Origin of the sequence: Maribacter sp. 1_MG-2023 (genome assembly GCF_030547005.1) — a bacterium.
GTDB lineage: Bacteria > Bacteroidota > Bacteroidia > Flavobacteriales > Flavobacteriaceae > Maribacter.
This window is the reverse complement of record NZ_JAUOPN010000001.1, coordinates 208,370-230,603: the sequence shown is the minus strand read 5'-3', so window position 1 is coordinate 230,603 and position 22,234 is coordinate 208,370. Positions and strand designations below refer to the sequence as shown.

18 protein-coding genes and 2 tRNA genes are annotated in these 22,234 nt (G+C 35.6%); 11 read left to right on the top strand and 9 right to left on the bottom strand.

From position 1 onward, the window contains the following. Positions 1-811: 811 nt before the first annotated feature. From rpsT to proS, 4 genes are all read right to left on the bottom strand, one after another. Positions 812-1,063, bottom strand: coding sequence for a 30S ribosomal protein S20 (gene rpsT, locus Q4500_RS01175; protein ID WP_073242858.1), 252 nt, complete (start codon positions 1,061-1,063; stop codon positions 812-814). A gap of 48 nt (positions 1,064-1,111) precedes the next feature. Then, positions 1,112-1,183: transfer RNA gene (locus Q4500_RS01170), tRNA-Glu, on the bottom strand. 41 nt (positions 1,184-1,224) lie between these two features. Further along, positions 1,225-1,296, bottom strand: a tRNA-Glu gene (locus Q4500_RS01165). 78 nt (positions 1,297-1,374) lie between these two features. Further along, on the bottom strand, positions 1,375-2,850 hold the full coding sequence (gene proS / locus Q4500_RS01160) for a proline--tRNA ligase (RefSeq protein WP_303597925.1): 1,476 nt from the start codon (positions 2,848-2,850) through the stop codon (positions 1,375-1,377). Between the two features lie 138 nt (positions 2,851-2,988). Here proS and Q4500_RS01155 point away from each other — a divergent pair, with 138 nt between their 5' ends. Next, positions 2,989-4,209: a hypothetical protein gene (locus Q4500_RS01155; RefSeq protein WP_303597924.1), complete on the top strand. Its 1,221-nt coding sequence runs from the start codon at positions 2,989-2,991 to the stop codon at positions 4,207-4,209. 31 nt (positions 4,210-4,240) lie between these two features. Further along, positions 4,241-5,746: an OmpP1/FadL family transporter gene (locus Q4500_RS01150; protein WP_303597923.1), complete on the top strand. Its 1,506-nt coding sequence runs from the start codon at positions 4,241-4,243 to the stop codon at positions 5,744-5,746. Positions 5,747-5,793: 47 nt separating this feature from the next. On the opposite strand, the gene Q4500_RS01145 is transcribed toward Q4500_RS01150, so the two are convergent. Together Q4500_RS01145 and Q4500_RS01140 are read right to left on the bottom strand one after the other, a co-directional pair. Further along, complete coding sequence (locus tag Q4500_RS01145) at positions 5,794-7,230, bottom strand: T9SS type B sorting domain-containing protein (protein ID WP_303597922.1); 1,437 nt, start codon at positions 7,228-7,230, stop codon at positions 5,794-5,796. Positions 7,231-7,354: 124 nt separating this feature from the next. Beyond that, positions 7,355-9,157, bottom strand: coding sequence for a T9SS type B sorting domain-containing protein (locus Q4500_RS01140; RefSeq protein WP_303597921.1), 1,803 nt, complete (start codon positions 9,155-9,157; stop codon positions 7,355-7,357). 134 nt (positions 9,158-9,291) lie between these two features. On the opposite strand from Q4500_RS01140, the gene folE reads away from it, so the two are divergent. Both folE and cysS read left to right on the top strand, forming a co-directional pair. Further along, positions 9,292-9,972 (top strand): GTP cyclohydrolase I FolE, encoded by a 681-nt coding sequence (folE, locus tag Q4500_RS01135; RefSeq protein WP_299320715.1) that lies wholly within the window; start codon positions 9,292-9,294, stop codon positions 9,970-9,972. 14 nt (positions 9,973-9,986) lie between these two features. Beyond that, positions 9,987-11,465: a cysteine--tRNA ligase gene (cysS, locus tag Q4500_RS01130; protein ID WP_303597919.1), complete on the top strand. Its 1,479-nt coding sequence runs from the start codon at positions 9,987-9,989 to the stop codon at positions 11,463-11,465. Positions 11,466-11,467: 2 nt separating this feature from the next. On the opposite strand, the gene Q4500_RS01125 is transcribed toward cysS, so the two are convergent. Beyond that, on the bottom strand, positions 11,468-12,391 hold the full coding sequence (locus Q4500_RS01125) for an AraC family transcriptional regulator (protein WP_303597918.1): 924 nt from the start codon (positions 12,389-12,391) through the stop codon (positions 11,468-11,470). A gap of 195 nt (positions 12,392-12,586) precedes the next feature. Here Q4500_RS01125 and Q4500_RS01120 point away from each other — a divergent pair, with 195 nt between their 5' ends. The 7 genes from Q4500_RS01120 to Q4500_RS01090 all read left to right on the top strand — a co-directional run bounded on the left by Q4500_RS01120 (position 12,587) and on the right by Q4500_RS01090 (position 18,373). Beyond that, positions 12,587-14,110 carry an aldehyde dehydrogenase family protein gene (locus tag Q4500_RS01120; protein ID WP_303597917.1) on the top strand — a complete coding sequence of 508 codons (1,524 nt, stop codon included), beginning with the start codon at positions 12,587-12,589 and terminating at the stop codon, positions 14,108-14,110. A 12-nt stretch (positions 14,111-14,122) separates the two neighbouring features. Then, positions 14,123-14,497 carry a DUF779 domain-containing protein gene (locus tag Q4500_RS01115; protein ID WP_303597916.1) on the top strand — a complete coding sequence of 125 codons (375 nt, stop codon included), beginning with the start codon at positions 14,123-14,125 and terminating at the stop codon, positions 14,495-14,497. Between the two features lie 102 nt (positions 14,498-14,599). Next, on the top strand, positions 14,600-14,833 hold the full coding sequence (gene yidD, locus Q4500_RS01110; RefSeq protein WP_303597915.1) for a membrane protein insertion efficiency factor YidD: 234 nt from the start codon (positions 14,600-14,602) through the stop codon (positions 14,831-14,833). A gap of 302 nt (positions 14,834-15,135) precedes the next feature. Then, positions 15,136-16,098 (top strand): prolipoprotein diacylglyceryl transferase, encoded by a 963-nt coding sequence (gene lgt, locus Q4500_RS01105; protein ID WP_303597914.1) that lies wholly within the window; start codon positions 15,136-15,138, stop codon positions 16,096-16,098. Between the two features lie 2 nt (positions 16,099-16,100). Further along, the gene (locus Q4500_RS01100; RefSeq protein ID WP_303597913.1) at positions 16,101-16,592 is read left to right on the top strand and encodes a DUF192 domain-containing protein; all 492 of its coding nucleotides are present in this window, start codon (positions 16,101-16,103) and stop codon (positions 16,590-16,592) included. Between the two features lie 33 nt (positions 16,593-16,625). Next, positions 16,626-17,150 carry a GNAT family N-acetyltransferase gene (locus tag Q4500_RS01095; RefSeq protein ID WP_303597912.1) on the top strand — a complete coding sequence of 175 codons (525 nt, stop codon included), beginning with the start codon at positions 16,626-16,628 and terminating at the stop codon, positions 17,148-17,150. Next, positions 17,147-18,373 (top strand): ATP-binding cassette domain-containing protein, encoded by a 1,227-nt coding sequence (locus Q4500_RS01090; RefSeq protein ID WP_303597911.1) that lies wholly within the window; start codon positions 17,147-17,149, stop codon positions 18,371-18,373. The genes Q4500_RS01095 and Q4500_RS01090 overlap by 4 nt, the downstream gene beginning before the upstream one ends. Before the next feature lie 72 nt (positions 18,374-18,445). Here the strand turns inward: Q4500_RS01090 and secDF are convergent, their stop codons facing one another. Next, positions 18,446-21,430 (bottom strand): protein translocase subunit SecDF, encoded by a 2,985-nt coding sequence (secDF, locus tag Q4500_RS01085; protein ID WP_303597910.1) that lies wholly within the window; start codon positions 21,428-21,430, stop codon positions 18,446-18,448. A 109-nt stretch (positions 21,431-21,539) separates the two neighbouring features. Then, the gene (locus tag Q4500_RS01080) at positions 21,540-22,157 is read right to left on the bottom strand and encodes a hypothetical protein (protein WP_303597909.1); all 618 of its coding nucleotides are present in this window, start codon (positions 22,155-22,157) and stop codon (positions 21,540-21,542) included. Positions 22,158-22,234: the final 77 nt, after the last annotated feature.

The window sequence follows — 22,234 nt, the reverse complement described above, 5'->3', positions numbered from 1 at the left end:
GTACTTTCCTATGATAATCACCTACACCCTACTCAATGAAATACTGGGTTATCTGGTTAGAACTTATGATGAAATATCGTTCTTCAACGAAATGAAATTTAGCAATTATAATGATGTTATTTACAATATATACGCTATTATCTTCTTTTGCTTTTTTTATTACGTTTACCGGAAGCTCATATCAAATGTTAAGTATAAAAAGTGGATAACATACGGAACTTTTATAATGCTAACCGGCTACGTTATTAGCGCACAATTTCAAAACCCTTTAGACACAAATCTTTATTATGCGCTAGGTATTGGATCTTACATTTTGGTGTTTTGTGTTGCTCTGTACTTTAAAGACAAAAAAGAAAAGAGCCATAATTTAATACAACCGCACAATTTAATGTTTTGGGTAAGCATTTCATTAGTGACATTTTACTCCATATTCCCCATCATATACATTATAGGTTACACTGACTACCAAATTTGGGAAGCATACGGCTTGCGCTCCTTTTTAAGAGCACTTATAGTTATCATGTACGCTTTATTAATCCTAGGATTTTTAAAAGGTAGAAGACTTGCTTTTAGATAAAAATTCAGAAATGCTAACTAATCATTCTTTACACGAAGATTTTGCTTGTTTTTGAGAATACAAAACAGCCAAATACTCAATTCAGTAAAGTAGTTTTGTAAATCTGCATAATTACTAGTGACCCTTACCTAGCACGATTTCGAATCTCTATTCTTTGTCATTATTAAAAAATTGGCAAACAAAAAAAGCCTTCCTAATTAAAGGAAGGCTCTAAATTTTTACTTTAAAGCTAAATTATAGTGCAGCTACATGCTTAGCTAACTTACTCTTTAAGTTGGCAGCTTTATTATCATGTATAATATTACGTTTTGCTAAACGATCGATCATACTAACAACACTTGGGAAAAGAGCCTCTGCATCTTTCTTAGTTTCTTCTGAACGCAATCTTTTTATAGCGTTACGCGTAGTTTTATGCTGATATCTGTTTCGTAAACGAACTGCTTCGTTTCTTCTGATTCTCTTTAATGCCGACTTGTGATTTGCCATTTTATAATTTATTATAATTTCTTCGGATTCTCATCCATTCAATTTTTGTAGTCCGTAGGGGAATCGAACCCCTGTTACCAGGATGAAAACCTGGCGTCCTAACCCCTAGACGAACGGACCATTATATCAATACTTGGAAATACATCCAACGGTTTAATTAGTAGTCCGTAGGGGAATCGAACCCCTGTTACCAGGATGAAAACCTGGCGTCCTAACCCCTAGACGAACGGACCATACTTTGCGCAATTGCGGATGCAAAAATACAAATATTTTTTACTATCACAACACCTGCTTATTATTTTTTGAAAAAATTAATAAGCTTTCGCAAATAACACCCTTTTATTAGACGGTTTACCCGTTACCATACAAGTACCTTCCTCTTCTTTTGCATCTATGGGAATGCAACGTATAGTTGCCTTCGTCTCGTTTTTAACACGTTCTTCAGTTTCTTTACTACCGTCCCAATGAGCAGAAATAAATCCACCTTTTTCTTTTAAAACTTTTTTAAATTCATCATAAGAATTTACCTCTGTAATGTGATTAGTTCTATAATCAAGTGCTTTTTGGTACATATTCTTCTGAATATCTTCCATCAAAAACTCAATTTTAGCCACAACATCTGTTGCCAAAACAGTTTCTTTTTTCAATGTATCTCTTCTAGCCAACTCATAAGTGCCATTTTCAAGGTCTCTTGGACCTATTGCCAACCTTACCGGTACTCCGCGTAACTCATACTCATTGAATTTAAAGCCAGGCTTATGAGTATCTCTATTATCGAATTTTACAGAAATACCTTTTGCTCTTAATTCTTTTACCAAAGGATTAACGGTCTCAGAAATTTGATCTAACTGATCTAATCCTTTATAAATTGGTACAATAACAACTTGTATAGGTGCTAATTTCGGAGGGATTACCAATCCGTTATCATCACTATGCGTCATGATCAACGCCCCCATTAATCGTGTTGAAACTCCCCAAGAGGTAGCCCAAACATATTCTTTACTACCTTCTTTAGTTGCAAATTTAACATCGAAAGCTTTTGCGAAATTCTGACCTAAAAAGTGAGAAGTACCCGCTTGTAATGCCTTACCATCTTGCATTAATGCTTCTATGCAATACGTCTCAATAGCACCCGCAAAACGTTCGCTTTCAGTTTTAGTACCTTTTATAACAGGTACCGCCATAAAGTTTTCTGCAAAATCGGCATAAACATTCATCATTTGCTCTGCCTCTTCAATTGCTTCTTTTTCAGTAGCATGCGCCGTATGCCCTTCTTGCCATAAAAACTCTGCCGTTCTTAAGAACAATCTCGTACGCATTTCCCAACGAACAACATTCGCCCATTGATTAATAAGTAATGGTAAATCTCTATAAGATTGTATCCATCTTTTATAAGTGTCCCAAATTATGGTTTCAGAAGTAGGTCTAACTATAAGCTCCTCCTCTAGTTTAGCATCTGGATCAACGATTATTCCGCTTCCATCTTCTGCATTTTTCAACCTATAATGTGTTACTACAGCACATTCTTTCGCAAAACCTTCAACATGACTAGCCTCTTTACTTAAATATGATTTCGGTATAAACAACGGAAAATAGGCATTCTCATGACCTGTTTCCTTAAACATCTTATCTAAAGCGGCTTGCATTTTCTCCCAAATACCGTAACCATAAGGCTTTATAACCATGCAACCTCTTACACCAGAGTTTTCGGCTAAATCAGCCTTAACCACTAATTCGTTATACCATTTGGAATAATCCTCGCTTCTCTTCGTTAAATTTTTACTCATTATCTGGACTTTGGCACAAATTTTGTGAATATTACAATATAATAATTGAGTAAAACTAGTTATTTTTAATATGTTCAACAATATAATTTTGACCAGATGATATATTCTATACCCCACAACAAACTTCGAAACATAACAATGTTGGTTACCTTAGCTGTTTTTGCGACTTCATGCGGTTCATACCAACAATCATCTTACTATGATAATGATGGTATTTATTCCGATGATACTTCGACAACGGTTGAACGAAGGCCTGAGCAAAGAAGCTACACGCAGAATAATCCTGAAACGAATACTTATTCGAACTATTTTGGCGAAAAAGCAAACCAATATGAAGAAATATTAGATGAAGAAATTTTTACAGATGTAGATTCTTACTCTAGTAATGATTTAAATCAAGAAGTTACAGAAGATCAATTAACAGATTATTACGCCACTGCAAATGATTACGAAGGTTATGGTAGCTGGGGAAACAATAATGCTGATGTAAGTATTTATGTGCACAATAACGGATGGAATAACTGGGGCTATGGAGGTTTTTACGGATGGAACAACTGGGGCTACGGAGGTTATTATGGATGGAACCGTTGGGGGTACCCAGGTTACGGATTTGGATACGTTGGCTTTGTAGGTATTGGATTCGGATGGCAGTACCCTCGTTATGGCTACGGTTATGGTTATGGTTATGGTTATGGAAAACACTACTACCCAAACCGAAGATATTCTTTAAATAATTCAAGAAGAGGAAATTACACCAGAACAAATTCGAATAACAATGGTCTTTCTTCAACAGCAGCAAGAGGTCGTTCAAATGTGAATACTAGAGGTAATTCTTCTAGATATAGAACTACTACCGGCAGAGCAACTACAGCTAGAAGTTCTGCAAACACCCGTAGTTCAAGAACCTATTCAGGTAATACATCGGCAAGAAGATCGGTTGGCGTTGATCAGAATAGAGCTTATAGAACAAGTAGAAGCACTAGAGCAACACCAAGGTATAGCAGCAGTTCTTCTAGAAACTACAGCAGCAGATATAGTAACAGCCCTAGAAGTTCTAGTACCGCTAGGTCTAGCAGCAGGGTTGCCGTGCCAAGAACTTCTACCTATAGAAATTCTGGCAGCAGTTCAAGAAGTTACTCTTCAGGCAGAAGCTCAAGTGGATCTAATAGCAGATCTTACCGTAGTTCTGGCAACAGCTCTAGAAGAAGTAGTTCTAGTGGCAGTAACTATAATTCTGGAAGAAGTAGTTCTAGTGGCAGTTCTTACAGAAGCTCTGGCGGTAGCTCTAGAAGTTCGAGTAGCGGATCATCATCAAGATCATCCGGTTCATCGAGAAGTAGCGGCGGTAGAAGAAACTAAATCAAACATTTTTTATAATTGAAATATTGCTATGAAAAAATATCTAACTTTTGTAATACTTATGGCTTGTGCCACTGGCAGCGCACAAAACATAACCGATGCATTACGGTATGGCACTGAAAATCTACAAGGAACCGCTCGTTTTCAAGCCATGGGAGGTGCATTTGGAGCCTTAGGCGGTGATTTGTCATCTTTAAATGTAAATCCCGCAGGTTCTGCAGTTTTTAATAATAGTCTGTTTACCTTTTCTGGATCTAATTATCACACTTATAATGATGCTAGCTACTTTGGAGATGCATTAATTACCAAAAACGATAATATCAAATTAAATCAATTTGGGGGTGCATTTGTTTTCAAAAATTCAAATTCTAATTCTGATTGGAAAAAATTTACTTTGGCTTTCAATTATGATATTGTAGATAATTTCGATAACGAATATTTTGTTTCAGGAAATAGTAACCAAGGTATCGACACCTATTTTTTGGAATATGCGCAAGGCACTCCTTTTGGCTCGATACTTTTACAAGATGACGAGTTTCTTGAGGATGCTTATTTAGATATAGGTGCAGCACAAGGTTTCAGGGATCAACAGACGTTTTTAGGATATTACGGTGGTATTCTTGATCCAGAAACTGAAGATGATAATAACACAAATTATATCAAAAACGGTATTTATAACAGAGTACAACAAAATTTCTTAAGAAAAACTACAGGCTACAATAGCAAGTTCTCCCTCAATATGGCTTCTCAATATAAAGAAAACTTTTACATAGGGACCTCTTTAAACTTCCACGACATACGATATACACAGTATGATGAGTTTGATGAAAACGGTTATGACCCTAATTCTCCTATACAAAGAACAACGTTTGATAATTATTTACAAACAAAAGGTCATGGCTTTTCATTTAGCCTTGGAGCTATAGCCAAACTAAACGATAACATAAGGTTAGGTAGTAGTTACCAATCACCAACGTGGTATCATTTAGAAGATGCTTTATCTCAACGAATTGATTCTGACTTGGCAGATGAAGATATTAATTTTATCAATTTCAATATTGTTAATTTATTTGAAAGATACACTGTTAGAACTCCAGGAAAACTAACCGGTAGTTTAGCTGTAATTTTCGCTAAAGATGGATTATTAAGTTTTGATTATGGGTATCAAGATTTTTCAAGAACAGAATTACGACCAACCTTCGACCAAAGTTTTCGAACTGTAAATACACAAATTGCCAACGAATTGGGCTCAGTTTCCACTTTTAAATTAGGTAGCGAATACAGAATTCAACAGGTGAGCCTTAGAGCCGGGTATCGCTTTGAACAGAGTCCATATAAAAATGGGAATACAATAGGAGATTTAAATGCTATTTCTGGCGGTATTGGATATAGTTTTGGAGGAAGCAGATTAGATTTCGCCCTTAGTCGCTCTCAACAAGACGTTAGCGAAAGATTATTTGATGCTGGTATTACAACTTCTGCATTAATAAACCGAAGTATTACGAATGCAACTTTGAGCTATACGATTAATTTTTAATCAACAATATAAATGCAAAAAAAAGGGAGCAAATTGCTCCCTTTTTTTTATCTCTTTAATGAAAAATGTGTCTTTCGGGTTTTTGCTACTAGTAGATTATCTTGCATGTCACCATATTCAAAACGGAACCAATAATCTGTAGAAGTCATTTGCTGTCCGTTGTAATTTCCGTCCCAGCTATCATTTGCGCCAAGCTGCTTCAACAACTTACCATATCGATCAAAAATAAATACAACAGGATTATCTAATGTTTCAATTCCCTCCACATTCCAATCATCATTTATTCCATCTCCATTTGGAGTAAAAAATTTAGGATATCCTACTACCAAGAACTCTATAGGATCAGTAATTCCGCATCCATTCTTATCATTAATAACAACCGTATTAATTCCTGGAGGAACATTCATAAATACAGCATCATCTTGAAAAGCTCCGTCGTTAATGGCATATTCATAATCTCCATCACCTTCAACAAAAAATTCAATATTATTTTGATCAGGATCAATAGATAGGTTAGTATCCAATGTTTCTACACGGTCTAAAATAGGTGTTCCAAAAAAGGTAACTAAAACTCCACTATCGTCAGCCACTGTTGGAGGTGTGCCGGTTATGGTAGTTATTGTAGCAAAATATCGACCAGAATTAGGACTAATAATAACCAACTCTGCTCCAAAATCACCAGAACCGGTAAGCGTATCGTCTACTATACCATCATCTTCATAATCTACCGTCCACTCTACATTGGCAATATCTGCACCTGCAGGTGAATTCAATGCACTAATAGTTATCGGGTCATCACCCTCACAAGCAATGATATCCAATCCCAAAAACTCATCTCTTAAAGCACAATCTAACGCAGTATCTTGACTATCACTTACAGAACTACCCGTAAAAGTCAGCATAAAAGGTTCGGGATCTCCAGTAAAATTATCGGCAAAATTATTTATCAATATGTAATAAATCTCACCAGGTACGACATCTAAATACTCATCATAAGTATTCTGACTACCCGTTAAAGATGCACGACCTTCTTCACCGCTTTCAGGGTTAACCCCTAGTCCTGTAAAATTCGTGTCATTTACTTCGTAATTACAGCGAATTGGTTGCGCTGTACCATTACTTATATCGGCACAATCTACATCTGGACCATAAACAGCAAAATCCCACTCGGCAGTTGGTGTAGAGCCCGAAGTTGCCAATGCCTCAATATCAAAACCAACCTGACCACCTGTACCTGCTCTAAAAACAAACCAAGAAGTATTGAATTCAATATTTGCGGAAGAAAGACTACCTTTTTCTAAGCACCCAGTTTGTAGTATTACATCTGGATCAAAATCATCAACATCACCTGTTCCACCGGCAATACCCATAATAGGCTGATCGGCACAAACAGGAATAGCTGTTCTACAATCGGCTGAATTCTGTGCAGTTACGTTCCAATAGAAAAGAAACAAACAACATATAGAACAAAGAAGTGTTCTCATAAAAGTGTAGCTTATTAGTATACGTGATGTATATTATAACTACACATGACCTGCTTTAGTATCTTACATCGAAGATTCTTGCGTTTAATCGATAAAATGCACTAATTAAGCCTAAACACCAGAGTTAACGCTTTAATGTAAAATGATTGTTGATGTAAGATGCCTTTGTATTTTCCCCTAAAGAATTAGTGTAGGTAAGCTTAAACCAGTAGTCTGATTCAGGTAAAAGAGCTCCATTAAATGAACCGTTCCAGCCAGTTGAATTTTCAACTATTTGATAGAGTAATTTACCATATCTATCATAAATAGTAATCACCGGATTATCTAAGGCTGACAACCCGTCAACTTTCCAAGTATCGTTTACGTTATCTCCATTAGGTGTAAAAAACTTTGGAAAACCTACCACTACGATATCTCTAGAATCAGAGCCACATCCATTTACATCACGAACTGTGATAGTATGCTCACCAGGGAATAAATTATTAAATACCCCGCTATCTTGAGGTGTTTCATTATCAACTTGAAATTCAAAATCTCCATTCTCTTCTAAGAAAACATTGACCTCATTCGAAGCGTCGTCTTCATATTCTACAGTAACATCAGAAATTACTGGCGGACTAGAAAAAACAACAGTCACAGAACGTACGGTAATACATTGTATTAATCCTGCTCTATTAGTTACGGATAAAGTATAAATACCCGGCTCTGCCACAGTAATAAGAGAAGAGGTTTGCCCAGAGCTCCATTCATATGTAAAATTAGCATCGGGTATACGTTGCCCTATAGTTACAATAGGTTCATCCCCACATATAAAAACCTCTGTCTCAAAATCTAAAACAGGTAAATCGATTCCGTTTACATCAAAAGTTTCAGAAGCATCAAAACACATTGAGTTTTCTATAGATGTAGTTCTTACATATATGGTCTGTAAAACCTGTGTTGGGATAAATTCTTTTGAAAGCGCGTTGGCACCATCAAAAGCATCTTCAAAACTTTCATGATAAGAGACCCTAAAATCTAGCGGACTCTGAGTACCTAATACCTCGGCATCCTTTGCATTAAAATCGATAGCCGTACCATCTAAACATGCAGTTTCATCTTCTAAAGAAAAGGTTTCAGGAGAAGGAGCATAAGCCACTTGGGTCTCACTGATTAAATTATTACCTAAAGGTCTTACTACCAACACACGATACATACCAGAAACGGCAATAGAAAGTTCTGAATCACTTTCACCAGGTATGCGTTGATAACCTGTACCAGCATCTAAGTACCACTCATAATCTAAAGCATCTACGGTAGTTGCTTCTAAAACCACAGTATCGTTATCGCATGCTATTACTGGCGGACCTAATAAGTTATCTATGATATCACAATCTAAAGCAGAGTTTGGAAACTCGACAAATATGTTACCTGAAAATTGAATAGAGAATCCTGAATTGTTGTTACTAAAATTGTTGATCATGAGTAGATATTCCTCTCCCGGTTCAACATCTAACCAATCATCATATTGTATATTGTCTATACCTGTAGGATCCTCCCCCACTCCTATAAAACTACTATCATCAGAATTATCGAAATAATTACAGCGAACAGGCTCACCCAGTGTGCTACAATCGTTTGTTCTATACAAAGCAAAATCCCAATCTTCGCTTGTATCAAATCCGATATTAAAACCTAACTGACCTATTTCACCAGTCTTAAATTTATACCAAGCAGAATTTGTTTCGATAGTACCACTACCCTGCGTTATACACCCAGAAATAGAAGCTCCGTTGAAATCGTCAATACCATAACCATTAGTACCACCATTTACAGGAGTATTATAGCAAATAGGAACCGCATTGGCGCAATCTGCCGACACCTGTGCAAAACAGGTAAAGATGCTAAAAAAGCAAATTAATAAAATAGATACACCATACTTGGTCATAGAGGCCTTCTCATTTGAAAAATTAAAATTAACTAGACCTTAACGTTATGGCTAATTTATGTTGTGTAATGCCCGCAATTAGTTATAAAGTGGCACATATTGTATATCTTTGCAGCTTCTAAAAGATAGATAAAATGAAAATTGAGGATACACTGGAAGATCAATTTGATGAATTAGGAAATGATCACATTTCTACATCAGAAGATACTCCTTTACGTTCAGATGCCTTTGATTTGGATGATGCCGAAAAGATTGAACGCATTCGTGAAAATGTTCGCGAAATTATGCTAACCTTAGGTTTAGACTTAACCGACGATAGCCTAAAAGGAACTCCTAACAGAGTTGCTAAAATGTATGTAAACGAAATATTCGGTGGCTTAAGCCCTGCTAAAAAACCTAAAGCTTCTACTTTTGATAATAAGTACAAGTACGGTGAAATGTTGGTTGAAAAGAATATCACTCTTTACTCTACCTGCGAACATCACTTTCTACCAATAGTTGGTCGTGCACACGTTGCTTACATTTCTAATGGTACCGTGGTCGGTCTTTCTAAGATGAATCGTATTGTAGACTATTATGCTAAACGTCCACAAGTTCAAGAGCGTTTAAACATTCAAATCGTTAGAGAATTACAAAAAGCTTTAGGTACTGAAGATGTTGCTTGTGTTATTGATGCAAAACACCTTTGTGTAAATTCTAGAGGAATTCGCGATATTGATAGTAGTACCGTAACAGCAGAATATGGCGGTAAATTTAAAGAAGAATTAGTACGCCGCGAGTTCTTAAATTACCTAAACTTAGATACCCATTTTTAATAGCATATAGCTTCATGCAATTGTACGAAAACCAGGAAATTAAAGTATACAATTCCTTATCAGGAAAAAAAGAAGTTTTCAAACCCATAAATGAAGGCCACATAGGCATGTATGTTTGTGGACCAACAGTGTATAGCAATGTACATTTAGGAAACTGTAGAACTTTCATGTCTTTTGATATGATTTTCAGATACTTTAAACACCTAGGTTATAAAGTGCGTTATGTTCGTAATATTACAGATGCCGGTCACTTAGTTGATGATGCGGAAGATGGCGAAGATAAAATTGCTAAAAAAGCACGATTAGAAAAGCTAGAACCGATGGAGGTTGTTCAGCGATATACTGTAGATTTTCATAATATTTTAGAGAAATTCAATTTTCTACCTCCAAGTATAGAGCCCACAGCTACCGGACATATTATAGAACAGATTGAAATTATTAAGGATATTCTTGAAAAAGGATTTGCCTATGAAACCAATGGTTCTGTATATTTTGACGTCGCTAAGTTCAACGAAGAGCATGAGTACGGTAAACTAAGTGGCCGTAAGCTTGAAGATATGATCGCAAACACTCGTGATCTTGCCGCTCAAGACGATAAGCATAATCCGCAAGATTTCGCTTTATGGAAAAAAGCTGAACCACAACATATTATGCGTTGGCCTTCGCCATGGGGCGACGGATTCCCAGGGTGGCATTTAGAATGTACTGCGATGAGCACAAAGTATTTAGGCGAGACATTTGATATTCACGGAGGCGGAATGGATCTTAAATTCCCACACCATGAATGTGAAATAGCTCAGGCTGAAGCTTGCAATGGTCAAAGTCCTGTAAATTATTGGTTACATGCCAATATGCTGACCTTGAATGGAAGAAAAATGGCTAAATCTACTGGTAATAGTATTCTGCCTGGTGAGATATTTTCAGGTGAAAACGAGATTCTTAGCAAACCCTTCTCCCCTTCTATGGTACGTTTCTTTATGATGCAGGCACATTACACCAGTATTTTAGATATAAGTAATGATGCTTTACTAGCATCTGAAAAAGGATTCAATAAATTGATGGAGGCAATCAATTCAATTCAATCTTTAAATACCGGTAAGACTACCGATTTTGATGTTGCAGCTTGGAAAACATCTTGCTATGCAGCCATGAATGATGATTTTAATTCGCCTATCTTAATTGCAAAACTGTTTGATGCCGTTAAGCACATCAACCTTATTAAAGAAGGTACTGAATCTATTACTGAAGAAGATAAACTTGAATTGGAGAACACCATACACGGTTTCGTTTTTGATGTTATAGGCTTAGAGAACAAAAGTAGTTCTGATGCCGATACCGAAAAACTAGGTGGTGTTGTAGAATTATTGATTGAATTACGTAAATCAGCGAGAGAGAATAAAGATTTTGCCACATCTGATCAAATACGTGATCAATTAGCAGTATTAGGTATTCAATTAAAAGACGGTAAAGAAGGTACTACATATAGCCTGTAATCTTAATCTAAAAATCTAGATTTCTGTATTTTAGACTGGTATTCTCCAGGAGCTACTTGTTGCCTTGTTTTGAAAACTCTATTAAAATAAGATCTACTTTCAAACCCGCAATCGAGATATACATCTTTTATGCTTCGCTTAGGATCTTGTAGTAAGCCAACGGCTAATTTTATACGTTCGTTATTGATAAACTCGACAGGAGAAATACCCAACTCTAGTTTAAAGGTTCTATAAAAATGAGACGGACTCATACAAGCTATCTTGCTAAGACTATCTACGCTTAAAGATTTATGCACATTATCTCTAATGTAACGTATAACTTCTGTCAGTCTACTTTCTTTTTTAACTGATAAAGTAGCATTACTATAAATTTTTCGCTCATTAGTCTGTAGAATTCTAATGATCAATTCACGCAACATATTATCTACAAACAAATCTTTAGAAGGATGTTCTTCAGAAAACAGAAATAAAAGTCGCTGTATAATTTGAAATATGCCTCTGTCATTTACAAAATGAAAATTGTAATCCATTAATCCCCATGCATCCTTATTACTTTTAGGCATGTTCTCATTCATGAATTGCAATACCTTATTTATTTTATCCTCAGAAATAGCCATTGCCAAACATCTAGTTGGGTTCTTTGCCATGGCTTCGGGAAAATCAATACACATACCTTCATTCGCTGGTAAAACCAAAGATTCACCTGGCAAAAAATCAAAAGACTCATAATCGCGCAAGTGCATAATCTTCTTTCCTTGAATCATACTCGCCAAAACAGGCTGTTCAAATTTCAAAAGAACACTTGCAGCTTGCTCATGAGTTTCAAAAACATGCATAGCCGCATTATTCATCGTATAAGAGGTTTGGTTCTCTACCATAGTCTCTAAACGTCTTCCTTTTAAGAAATTCTCAGCTAAACGAATCACACTTATATTGATTTAATTTTAAGGAATTTACAAAAAAATATACTTAAAAAAATCATAATATCATTAAATGATAGAATAGTTCACACTATTCGTAGAATGCGTCAGATAATATCAAAAACTGAGAAGTACATTTAGAATATCGTATCGGTAGTACCTATATGAGCTTACTTCTATTATTAACTTAAATCATATATTATGAGCACAACAGCAACTGTAGAAAAAGATGTACTTCAAAAACCGAAGTTTAAAAACCAATATGAAAATTTTATTGGAGGCAAATGGTTAGCACCAAGCAAGGGAGAATATTTTGACAATATTTCACCTGTAGACGGTAAGTCTTTTACAAAAATACCTAGATCAACAGCGGAGGATATTGAAAAGGCTATAGATGCATCGTGGGTAGCCGCTAAATCATGGAATGCATCTTCAGCAACCGAAAGAAGTAATATGCTTTTAAAAATTGCCGATAGAATAGAACAAAACATTGAGGTATTGGCGAGAGCTGAAACGTGGGACAATGGCAAAGCCATTCGTGAAACTATGGCTGCAGATCTACCATTAGCAGTAGATCACTTTAGATATTTTGCAGGTGTCATTAGAGCAGAAGAAGGATCGGTCAGTGAGTTAGATTCTAATACAGTTGCATTGAACGTTACAGAACCATTAGGTGTCGTCGGTCAAATAATACCTTGGAACTTTCCATTATTAATGGCTACGTGGAAATTGGCACCAGCATTGGCAGCAGGTAACTGTGTTGTTCTAAAACCGGCAGAACAAACCCCAGTAGCAATTTTAATATTAATGGAAATTATTGAAGGTATTTTACCTGACGGAGTACTTAACGTGGTTAACGGTTTTGGTGCAGAAGCAGGTAAACCATTAGCGTCTAGCCCAAGAATAGACAAAATTGCATTTACAGGGGAAACTACCACCGGGCAATTAATTATGCAGTACGCATCTAAAAATATTACTCCCGTTACATTAGAACTTGGTGGTAAATCTCCTAATGTATTCTTTGAGAGTATTATGGATGCCGATGATGATTTTTTCGACAAGTGTTTGGAGGGTGCGAATATGTTTGCATTAAACCAAGGCGAAGTTTGTACTTGTCCGTCACGTATGCTAGTTCAAGAAAGTATTTATGACAAGTTTATAGAACGCGTAATCGAACGTACCAAGGCAATTAAAATGGGACACCCATTAGACCCAAATACGATGATGGGTGCACAAGCTTCTAATGATCAGTTTGAAAAAATTCTTAACTATATACAAATAGGTAAAGAAGAAGGTTGTGAAGTTCTAACTGGTGGTGATCAAGCTTATAATGAAGGTCTAGAAGGCGGCTATTACGTTCAACCAACCATCTTAAAAGGAAATAACAAAATGCGTGTTTTCCAAGAAGAAATATTTGGACCTGTACTTTGTGTTACTACTTTTAAAGATGAGGCTGAAGCTATAGAAATTGCAAATGATACTTTATATGGATTAGGTGCCGGAGTTTGGACACGTGATACACACCAAGCATATCAAATTTCAAGAGCTATTAAAGCAGGTAGAGTTTGGGTAAACTGCTATCACTTATACCCTGCCCATGCTCCTTTCGGTGGATATAAAAAATCTGGTATCGGTAGAGAAAACCATAAAATGATGTTAGCTCATTATCGTCAAACGAAAAATATGCTAATCTCTTATGACAAGAAGAAAATGGGATTCTTTTAATAGCCAAAAAACATGAAAACTAAACGAGTATTAGTTACCGAAAAAGCAGCTGCTGTAATCGCTGAACTTAAACAAAAGCATGGCGAACTCATGTTTCACCAAAGTGGTGGTTGTTGCGATGGCTCTGCGCCTATGTGCTTTGAAAAAGGTGAATTAATGCTCGATGACAATGATGTTTGCCTAGGCAGTATTGAGGGTTGTGACTTTCATATGTCGCGAGACCAATTTGAATATTGGAAACACACTCAACTCACTCTTGATGTTACGCCAGGCATAGGTTCAAGTTTTTCATTAGAAATACCCATGGGTATTCGATTCTTAATCAAATCTAGATTGTATTCTGAAGAAGAAGCTCAACATTTAGAACCGATTAGAATTGGTGCCTAGAAGTAATGAGCAATAGATCCAAGTCCTGATGTTTTTCATCGGGACTTGTTATTTACAAAGGTTACATGTTTTGTAGTAAATTTGTGTTATCAATTTGTCATCGTGAAAATTTCATTAAAAAAAATTCTGATTACCCCTTTTGTATTTCTAGTTCGTTTTTACCAACTGGCGATATCACCATATACACCTGCAACCTGCAGGTACTCCCCAACGTGTTCTCAATACACCTTAGAAGCATTAAAAAAGCACGGCTTATTTAAAGGAGGCTGGATGGCGACTAAACGTATTTTCAGTTGCAACCCTTGGGGTGGAAAAGGATATGATCCCGTTCACTAAATAAAGTTCAAGTTCAAGACGCAAGTTCAAGTTCAAGTTCAAGTTCAAATACGAAGATTTTTTTGAATAAGAATTTATGATATAGTAACTCAAGACCTTTGATTATTTTAAACTTCACATTTCTATTCCCATACATTTTTTCTCTTTTCTCAATTTTAATCTCTCTTTTCTATCTTCTCATTTCTATCTTCCCTTTTCTCTATAATCTTAACCCTCTTTTAACTAAATGCAAAACCGATTTTCCAATTCTAAAGCCTAGGGAGATTTCTATTTTATTATCTTAGCCTTTCAAAATTCAACACATGCATTTCTTAGGAATTACTTGGAATCCGAATGAGACTCTTTTCAACATCGGCTTCATACAAATAAAGTACTACAATCTTCTTTGGATAACCGCCTTTGCTTTAGGTTGGTTTATCATGAAAAAGATATTCTTTAACGAGAAAAAATCTGTCGAGCAACTAGACTCCCTTTTCATATACACGGTTTTAAGCACCATGTTAGGTGCAAGATTAGGTCATGTTTTCTTTTATGATTGGGCTTACTATTCTAATCACCTTATAGAAATATTAATTCCTGTTCGCGAAAGTGCTTCTGGTAGTCTATTATTTGGTTTAATAGACGGTTATGAATTTACAGGATTTGCCGGTTTAGCGAGTCACGGTGCTACAATTGGTATTATCATAGGCACCTATTTATACACTAGAAAATTCCCTGAATTTAAAATGCTCTGGATATTTGACAGAATGGTCATACCTGTTGCTATTGGTTGTTTTTGTGTACGTTTAGGAAACTTTTTCAATTCTGAAATCAATGGTAAAATTGTTGATGAGAATTTCATCTTCGCTACTAAATTCATTCGCGATTCAGACGACTTGCACCCATCAAAAGCATTAGGCATTACCCAAGAAAAAACTTTAAATGCCGCTTACGCTGCAATTGAGAATAATCCACAATTTTCGCAATACTTAGCTGAAATACCATATCGTCATCCAGCACAATTATACGAAGGTATAGGCTACCTTTTAATATTTGTTCTACTATATTTTCTGTACTGGAAAACTGATAAAAAGAACAAAACAGGGTATTTATTCGGACTGTTTTTTGTTTTATTATGGACCGTTCGTTTCTTAGTTGAATTCGTAAAGAAAAGTCAGGGCGGATTCGAAGAATCTTTAGGGCTACTATCCACCGGTCAATGGTTAAGTATTCCTTTTATCCTTGTTGGATTATACTTTATGTTCAAAAAAACTAAAACTGCATAATATTGAAAACGATACATAAAAGTTCGGTTATATTAATAGTTGTAGCTTTCTTACTTTTTTCTTGTAAAGAAGCGTCAAAAAAAACTATAGCTACACAAAGCATAGATTTCACTCATGAAGGAGACTTATCTATCTTTTTAAATTCAAGTGACACGTTAAAAACCAAATTCAATATTGAGTTTGCAGAAACCGATTACGAGACCCAAACCGGACTCATGTACCGAAAAGGAATGGATAGTAATCAAGGTATGTTATTTATTTTCCCTGATGAGCGAGTACATTCTTTTTACATGAAAAATACAGAGTTTCCTTTAGACATTATTTACATAAAAGAAGATTTAAGAATTGCTAGTTTTCAAGAAAATGCGCAGCCACTTAATGAGTCTGGGCTAACATCTCAAGTACCTATCAAATATGTTCTTGAAATCAACGGAGGTTTAGCTCAAGAATTGGGGTTATCTATAGGCGACAGCATTAGCTTCAGCAGAAAATAGAGCAATTGCCCTTTTATATTTTATAGTAATACAATGCCAGTACACGTACTATTTAACGAAGAATCTGAACGGTTACTTTTTAAAGAAGTACAGCCTTCAGATTTTCAGAGCTGGCTACCTTTTCATGAAGAACCTTTAAGTAGTCAATTCTGGACCGGGTTACCACCTGACCCAAAAGAAGCCTGCCAACAACAATTCGACAGAATTTTCGAGCGCTATAATGAAAGCCTGGGTGGCATGAATGCACTATACCTAAAAAGCACCAATACTTTAGTAGGTCTTTGTGGTTTGTTGATACAAGAAGTAGCTGGTAAAAAAGAATTGGAAATAGGGTATTCTATATTACCAAAGTACTGGCGACAAGGTTTTGCGTTTGAAGCAGTCCAAAAATGTAAGCAATTAGCTTTTGCAAAAGAATGGGCAACCAGTTTAATATCAATCATTCAAGTAGACAATATTCCGTCGCAGAAAACGGCATTAAAAAACGGCATGTTTTTAGATTTTACGACTACCTACCACAACAATACAGTTCATATTTTTAGAATAAATGCATCATGAATCATTGGGTAATTTACTTAGATAACAATTCTGATAAAAAAGGCTTTTTAAAAGATTTTCAAAAAGAAAGCATACCACAAGAACTTCAAGAGTTTGAAAATAAAATCGGCAGCTTATTTTCCCCTTTCACCTTAGAAAAATTAATTGATAAAGAAGATAAGCACGATAAAAAAATTATCAGTACTGAGCATCAAGCACTAGAAACTATGTCTAGTGGTGAACAAAAAAGGGCCTTACTACATTACCTTCTAAACGAAAAACCAGATTATATTATTCTAGATAATCCTTTTGATAGTTTAGATATCGCCTTTCAAGAAGCATTAAAAACGATACTTAAAGATCACTCTAAACACATTTCATTTATTCAGTTAGCAAGTCGAAAGTCAGACACGCTATCGTTCATAAATTGTTTTGGTAAGTTGAATAAGAATATGTTCTCTATCACAGAGATCACACCGCCAAATAATAACGAAATCGCTAGTACTTTCAATGCCGTTCGTATTCCGAAATCTATCACGACATACGCAAATATTGAATCTCCATTAATAGATTTCAAAGATGTCAGCATATCCTACGGAAATAAAAAAATATTGAACGCTATTAACTGGACCGTAGATAAGGATGATTTCTGGCAATTATCAGGCACCAACGGAAGTGGAAAATCAACTATACTCTCCATGATATTCGGAGACAACCCTAAAGCATTTGGTCAGGAAATCTATCTATTCGGAAATAAAAAAGGAAGTGGCGAGAGCGTTTGGGATATAAAACAAAAAATAGGCTATTACGCCCCTGCAATGACACTTAAGTTCAATGGCAGACATTCTATAGAGCACATGCTCATTTCTGGTTTAAATGATTCCGTAGGGCTTTATACCATCCCGACCGAGCTACAAAAGAGAATCATTAAACAATGGCTACTCTTATTAAATCTCTATCCTATAAAGAATAAATATTTCAATACTCTGTCAACAGGTCAGCAACGATTGGTAATGACGGCACGTGCCATGGTCAAAAGACCACCAATTCTAATTTTAGATGAGCCTACGACAGACATGGACGATGAATCTGCTAGCTTATTGGTTTCTTTAGTTAATAAATTTGCAGAAGAAACCGATACCGCAATAATCTTCGTTTCACATAGAAAAGAAAAAGGTCTAAAACCCAAACGGACTTTAGACCTTATACCCAGTGAAAATGGCTCATCGGGAATCATTAAATAATTACAAACTTTTATAAAGCAAAAAAGCCGTTCATTTCTGAACGGCTTTTTCTATTTGAGTTAGTTGTATTATCTACTCTTCAATTTTTACTTCAGCTTCACCAGAAGTAACTTTCTTGCTCAATGCATCGAACATTACAGGAGTTGCAATAAATACAGATGAGTATGTACCCACAACAACACCAACAATCATTGCGAACATGAATCCTCTTAACGACTCACCTCCAAAAATGAAGATTGCCAATAACACTACCAAAGTAGTTAATGAAGTATTTAATGTTCTACTTAACGTACTATTGATAGCATAGTTAATGTTAGAACCGCCATTCCAGCCGCGTTCTGCCAAAGTCTCACGAATACGGTCAAATACAACCACGGTATCATTCAACGAGTAACCAATAACTGTCAAAATCGCTGCAATAAATGCTTGATCAATTTCCATGCTAAAAGGCATTAGTTTACCAAATATTGAGAATACACCAAGTACAATCAATACATCATGGAATACTGCAGTTACAGCACCCAATGAGAATTGCCATCGTCTAAATCTAATTAAGATATAAAGGAAAACTACAAGCAATGATCCTAAAATTGCCAAGAATGCATTTTTCTGAATATCATCTGCAATCGTTGGTCCAACCTTTACAGATGCTAAAATACCAACAGCCTCTTCATCTACACCACCTAATACAAAAGCTTCTTTGCTGAAACCATCTGGCAAGTATTTTTGAAGCGAAGAATATAGTTTATCTTGAATTTCAGTATCTACTTCGATACCTTCTACATCTACTTTATAAGGAGTTGTAATTTTTACTTGGTTAGATTCACCATATGTTTTCACATTTGTTCCGCTACCGAATACAGTATTCAATTCTGATGTTATTTCTGAAGGATTTACAGGGTGCTCGAAACGTACCGTATACGAACGTCCACCAATGAAATCTACACCTTTCTGTAATCCTGGACCTGCTAACAATGAGAATAAACCAACTGCTATTAAAATTCCAGATATTACATAAGCAATCTTTCTTTTCGCCAAGAAATCAACATTGATTCCCTTGAAAAGATTTTTCGTGATACCAGTAGAGAAATCTAAGCTTCTACCTTTTCCACTAATATACCAATCGATTAACAAACGTGTAATGAATATTGCAGTAAATAAAGATGTTACAATACCTATAATTAATGTAGTTGCGAAACCTTTAATTGGACCAGAACCAAATATGAATAAGATAATTGCAGTTAAACCAGTAGTAATGTTAGCATCTAAAATAGAAGACAGCGCATTACCAAAACCGTCCGCTACAGCTTGACTCTTGCCTTTACCTTTCGCTAATTCTTCTTTAATACGTTCAAAGATCAGTACGTTGGCATCAACCGACATACCAAGTGTTAAAACTATACCAGCAATACCAGGTAATGTTAACACCGCATTTAAACTAGTTAAGACACCGAATATCAATAAGATATTCAACATTAAAGCAATATCAGCAAATACACCTGCTTTACCGTAATAAGCAACCATCCATAAAAGAACAATTACAAAAGCAATTAAGAACGACATAAAACCACTGTCAATAGCTTCTTGACCCAATGAAGGACCAACAATTTCAGATGCAATAATTTCTGCAGAAGCAGGAAGCTTACCAGCTCTAAGTACGTTAGATATATCTTTAGTTTCGTTTACCGTAAAGTCACCTGTTATTTCTGAACGACCACCTGAGATAGGACCAGAAGAAACACCAGGAGCAGTATATACCTTATTATCTAAAACAATAGCAATACCGGTTTGATTTGTATAAGCATCACCAGTTAATTTTTCCCATTCCTTGGCACCTTTTGTGTTCATGGTCATAGAAACAGCAGGCTTGCTAAACTGATCAAAATCTGCTCTTGCATCACTTACTACATCACCACTAATTCTAGGCGTACCGTCGCGGTTAGATTTTAAAGCATATAAATCGATAACTTCAGTTTCTTCAGCTGATGGTCTTTCCCATACAAATTTTGTAAACTGAATATCAGCAGGTAATAATCTTCTGATTTCTGGCATTCTTAAGTAAGCACCAATAGTAGCGGTATCTTTAATAGCTGCACGAAACATTGCATTTGATCCTGGATTAGCAGGAATCAACAATTCGTATAAAGGATTTACCTGTGTAGCTAAATCTAAAGAATCAGCAGACACATCAGATAATAAAGAATCTAATTCAGACTCTTCTTTAATTTGTTCTGGTTGCTTAACCTCAACAATAGTTTTTAATTTCTCGTTCGCTTGAATAAGGAATGTGCTAAAGCTTGTATTGCTTTGCTTGTACGTTTCCCAAAATTCTAATTGAGCAGTACTTGATAATAAATCTTGTGCACGAGCGATATCTCTAGCACCTGGTAATTCTACCAAAATACGACCTGAATTACCTACTCTTTGTATGTTTGGTTGTGTAACACCAAAACCATCGATACGTTCTCTTAATACCTCAAAAGCAGAAACAATAGACTCATCTATTTTTCTAATGATGATAGGCTTAACCTCATCATCAGACATTTGAAAATTGATTTCATCACTAAGTCCTTTATTCGCGAAGATATCTGGTGAAGCCAATTTAGTTTCTCCTTTTATCTTATCGAAAGCTTCAAAGAACAAATCGATATATGTATCATCACTATTTCTAGAAGCTACATCTGCATCAGCTAAAGCCTTGTTGAAAACTGGGCTTTTTGTGTTGTTTGCCAATCCTTTAAGGATATCCTTAATTGAGATTTGCAAAGTAACGTTGATACCACCTTTAAGGTCAAGACCTTTATTAAGTTCTTTCTTTTTAGCCTCATCGTAATTGGTATATCCAAAAACAGGATCACTACCAATAGAATCAAGATAGCTTGCTGCTGCAACTTCTCTTTTTGCTACATAACCCTCTTCTGATTCAGAAATACGGCTAACCGCGAATTTATTCGCTTCTTTTTCTACTTTACTAGTTACGAAAGTATAGGATAGCTGGTAAATACTAACTAACCCAAATAATAAAGCAAAAAGCTTTATAAGTCCCTTGTTTTGCATTTGTAATAATTTAATTTATGTTGATTATTATTTTGAATATTTTAAAAATCTAAGGCAAATCACTTTTTCGTAAAGTAATTACGTCGCTTAGAAATATTTTTGAATGGAATTAACTATTCCCATCAACGTAAGGACCTGCCCTTACTTCCGGAATTGTTCGTGAAGAGTTTTCTATTGCTATTGCAATAGTTCTATTTATTTTAAATGCTGTATCTACAATTGCGTCTTGCTCGAAAACTATGCTTTCACTAAACGGCAAAACTACCGGATAAGAAAACGTTTTATCATCGTGCTTTTGAGGTACAACCAGGGTTGCGTTCAAAGTAACACCATCATCAGCTTGCTGATGAAGATCAGAAACTACTAAATTATAGGTCTCAGGAAGTTCTTTTTTTGGAGAATCGGAAGGAGATTCTTCTTCATTTGATATTGACTGATGATTTTCTTGGGAAAGAAACTCTTTAACACTAAGGGCATCAACATCGCTATAATAACGAATACTTAATTGTGCACCGTCATTTTCTACTATTTCTATAGCATCAACACCTAAGACTTCTAACTTCTTGGTGATAACTGCCAAAGCATCATCATGAGCAGTACCTGAAGCCAATTCTACATCTGCAAATTGTAATAAAATTTGCTGATTAGAAGCTTTCTTTTGCTCTTGACTTAACCCGAATAAGGCTAGAATAATAAATAAAGTACATACGCACCATTTTGCATTCATGCGGCAAATATAAAAAGAAAGATTATTCTAGGTAGTATATTTTTTACAATATATATTTCTAAAGCACACCTTATCAA

What these genes read in the sequence shown, in the direction of transcription:
- secDF (WP_303597910.1), bottom strand. Translation starts at nt 21,430, where the DNA reads ATGCAAAACAAGGGACTTATAAAGCTTTTTGCTTTATTATTTGGGTTA.
- Q4500_RS01090 (WP_303597911.1), top strand. Translation starts at nt 17,147, where the DNA reads ATGAATCATTGGGTAATTTACTTAGATAACAATTCTGATAAAAAAGGC.
- Q4500_RS01150 (WP_303597923.1), top strand. Translation starts at nt 4,241, where the DNA reads ATGAAAAAATATCTAACTTTTGTAATACTTATGGCTTGTGCCACTGGC.
- Q4500_RS01145 (WP_303597922.1), bottom strand. Translation starts at nt 7,230, where the DNA reads ATGAGAACACTTCTTTGTTCTATATGTTGTTTGTTTCTTTTCTATTGG.
- Q4500_RS01140 (WP_303597921.1), bottom strand. Translation starts at nt 9,157, where the DNA reads ATGACCAAGTATGGTGTATCTATTTTATTAATTTGCTTTTTTAGCATC.
- Q4500_RS01155 (WP_303597924.1), top strand. Translation starts at nt 2,989, where the DNA reads ATGTTGGTTACCTTAGCTGTTTTTGCGACTTCATGCGGTTCATACCAA.
- Q4500_RS01080 (WP_303597909.1), bottom strand. Translation starts at nt 22,157, where the DNA reads ATGAATGCAAAATGGTGCGTATGTACTTTATTTATTATTCTAGCCTTA.
- cysS (WP_303597919.1), top strand. Translation starts at nt 9,987, where the DNA reads ATGCAATTGTACGAAAACCAGGAAATTAAAGTATACAATTCCTTATCA.
- Q4500_RS01095 (WP_303597912.1), top strand. Translation starts at nt 16,626, where the DNA reads ATGCCAGTACACGTACTATTTAACGAAGAATCTGAACGGTTACTTTTT.
- lgt (WP_303597914.1), top strand. Translation starts at nt 15,136, where the DNA reads ATGCATTTCTTAGGAATTACTTGGAATCCGAATGAGACTCTTTTCAAC.
- Q4500_RS01115 (WP_303597916.1), top strand. Translation starts at nt 14,123, where the DNA reads ATGAAAACTAAACGAGTATTAGTTACCGAAAAAGCAGCTGCTGTAATC.
- Q4500_RS01120 (WP_303597917.1), top strand. Translation starts at nt 12,587, where the DNA reads ATGAGCACAACAGCAACTGTAGAAAAAGATGTACTTCAAAAACCGAAG.
- proS (WP_303597925.1), bottom strand. Translation starts at nt 2,850, where the DNA reads ATGAGTAAAAATTTAACGAAGAGAAGCGAGGATTATTCCAAATGGTAT.
- folE (WP_299320715.1), top strand. Translation starts at nt 9,292, where the DNA reads ATGAAAATTGAGGATACACTGGAAGATCAATTTGATGAATTAGGAAAT.
- rpsT (WP_073242858.1), bottom strand. Translation starts at nt 1,063, where the DNA reads ATGGCAAATCACAAGTCGGCATTAAAGAGAATCAGAAGAAACGAAGCA.